This window comes from Streptomyces sp. NPDC005533, from assembly GCF_042871845.1.
Lineage (GTDB): Bacteria > Actinomycetota > Actinomycetes > Streptomycetales > Streptomycetaceae > Streptomyces.
Genome location: NZ_JBIAJH010000159.1, coordinates 1 through 2241, shown reverse-complemented (window position 1 = coordinate 2241; position 2241 = coordinate 1). Strand labels below are relative to the sequence as shown.

At 67.6% G+C, this 2241-nt stretch carries 2 protein-coding genes; both read right to left on the bottom strand.

The window, feature by feature from the left end; all coding sequences use genetic code 11:
• Positions 1-981: 981 nt before the first annotated feature.
• A complete protein-coding gene (locus tag ACFYP3_RS37560) occupies positions 982-1260 on the bottom strand; it encodes a hypothetical protein (RefSeq protein ID WP_388842598.1) in 279 nt (92 codons plus the stop codon).
• A 31-nt stretch (positions 1261-1291) separates the two neighbouring features.
• On the bottom strand, positions 1292-1762 hold the full coding sequence (locus ACFYP3_RS37555) for a transposase (RefSeq protein WP_388842596.1): 471 nt from the start codon (positions 1760-1762) through the stop codon (positions 1292-1294).
• Between the last annotated feature and the right edge of the window lie 479 nt (positions 1763-2241).

Genomic DNA, 2241 nt, shown 5'->3' with positions numbered 1-2241 from the left:
CCGCCCCCCAAGCCATCCAATCGACAGGTGGAGAAAGTCATGCCAACTCCGGAGGCCGGGCGCTCCATTGCAGGGCCACAAGAAGGTAATGGGGGTGAGCCGCTGGCGAAAACCCGCGTACACCCTGGCTGTACCTCACACTTCTCCGTGCAGATGTCGAACCAAAGAGGAAGGGCAGAACAACCTTGCCGAAAATCTCTACCTGGCCTCAACCACTACCTTTTCCGTGCGACCTCCCGTTTCGCTGCGAACGACGTCCTCCGCCGAACAGCCGAGGTGCCCCCGGCCTACAATCGCCTCGGCAACGACTTCTGCCTTTCCGTCGTCCGTCAGGCAGGCAAGAGAGGTGCCCGAGTAAGCGGCACGGGTGGAGCCGCGAGACAGCGGCTCCACCTCATTCGCAGCCGGGTTCCCACCGCGCGCCTGTTGATCCTCCCGCGCCTGTTTGAGCGCTTCTCGCTGTGCCTTGCCGGGCCGGTTCCTCTTCGACCGGCGCCGACTAGCCGCCTCGGCGGCGCTGTGTCCCGGGGTTTGTCCCACGGACGGAATCGTAGGGCACACCCTCGCACGCACAGCCGCGCGCCGTGCCGCCATGGAGAGGGCTCCGACGGCGCACCGGCGCACATCTCAGCGCACACCGTCCGATGAGCAGCGCACAAAGGATTACACCGCACTACCCGCCGCGGTTGCCGCACGGGATTGGCCCAGCGGCTCCTCAGAGCCCACAATGCGGTCAGCACTCCATGTGCCCCATGCATTGGCCGGAGAGGATGCACGATCGGATGCTGTTCGCCTGTCAGGGGCTCAGGCGCGGGGCCGACTTCGGCAAGCTATTCCTGTTCCTGCCAGTAGGGCAAGTCCGTGAGGACTGCCGGCAGGGTCGGCTGGTCTGCATATCGCTGAGGTCGCGTCCCGCGAGCGGAGCCAACCGGACGCCAGGAGGCCCAGCCTTGCGGTAGGCCGACTGGTGACCGACTGCTGTCATGTCCCGACGAGTTTGTCTATGGGTTCGATACCGAGAAACCGCTCGTGGCCCCGCTCGATAGCCCAGACGAGTTCGCGCAGGTGAGATGCATTGTTGGCCGCCTTCCACCCTGTCGGATCGATGCATTCACGGTCCGCCGTCCAGCGGCTCTCGATACCCGCGAGCCGCTGGACCACCGCGCGAACGGCTGACGGCTCGATCTTCTGGTTCGGGGCCTTCCGCTGCTGGAGCATGTAGAGCGCCTCCAGCTGGGCAACCGGATCCAGCGGCGCCAACGAGAACTGGTGCGTGGCCAGGCAGGGAGGCTCATTTCTGCCCGAACTCGGTGAGTCCGTCGCGGGCCTGTTCCGGGCTCACGGCGGTGTAGACGGGCTTGAGGGCGCGGGAGATCTCGGCAGCGTCGCGCCTCGGGGCGTATCTGAGACTGTGCCGGGTGAGGCGAACACAGAGGTCTGGAACACAGTGGTGCGGCCAGATGGCGTTCACCACTTCGGGAAGCGCGCTCAGGCCGTTGCAGACCAACATCAGAACGTCCCGGGCGCCCCGGTTCTTCAGCCTGGTCAGGACCCGCAGTCCCTGCCCGGCGCCTTCGCCTCTTTCACCGCCGGACCGCAGTCCGGGGATGCCGCGGCGGCCCCCGGCCGTGTCCGGGAGGGTCGCACAGACCGGCCGGACCGCCGCCTGGCCCTCGCGGGCCTTCGCAACGATGCAGCGGATCTTCACGCTGATGCAGCCGGTGAAGACGGCCAGGCAGACGCGGCCGGGCGGGCCTGCCATCGAGCCATGTCTCCGTCACCGGGTCAGTGATCGTGTAGAGCCGTCCGCCTGGAAACCCCTGCGCCGTAGCCCCTGGCCTGCTGCGAGGAGAACTCGCACCACCACGGGCCAGCCCCCTCACGGACAGCGGCAAGACCATCTCACCGATGCCGGCCAGCCAGCTCCGGTTCTTCCTCACGGTCTGCGGCCCGCAGACGCCGCCGCGGTCCCGCGGCCTGGACAGCCACCGGGTCGGCACCGGTGATGACGGTCCTGCCCGCGTGCCGTCGCGGGGCCCCGGCCGTTCCTGCCCGCCGGACTATGCCGGTGACAGCCGCGATGATCCGCCATCCCGCCCCCGAGAGCAGACTCCAGCAGCCGCTGCGTCAGCCGCCGCAGCAGCCCCCTAGGTGTGTTGTCCCGGGACGTTGGTGACACGCGTGCTGGGTTCTTGAAATGGGTGAGGGCCTCCGGGTTCGGTGTGGATTGCGACATCTCCA

Bases quoted from the DNA above. Each gene is read 5' to 3' on its own strand.
- ACFYP3_RS37555 (WP_388842596.1), bottom strand. From the start codon at position 1,762: ATGGCAGGCCCGCCCGGCCGCGTCTGCCTGGCCGTCTTCACCGGCTGC.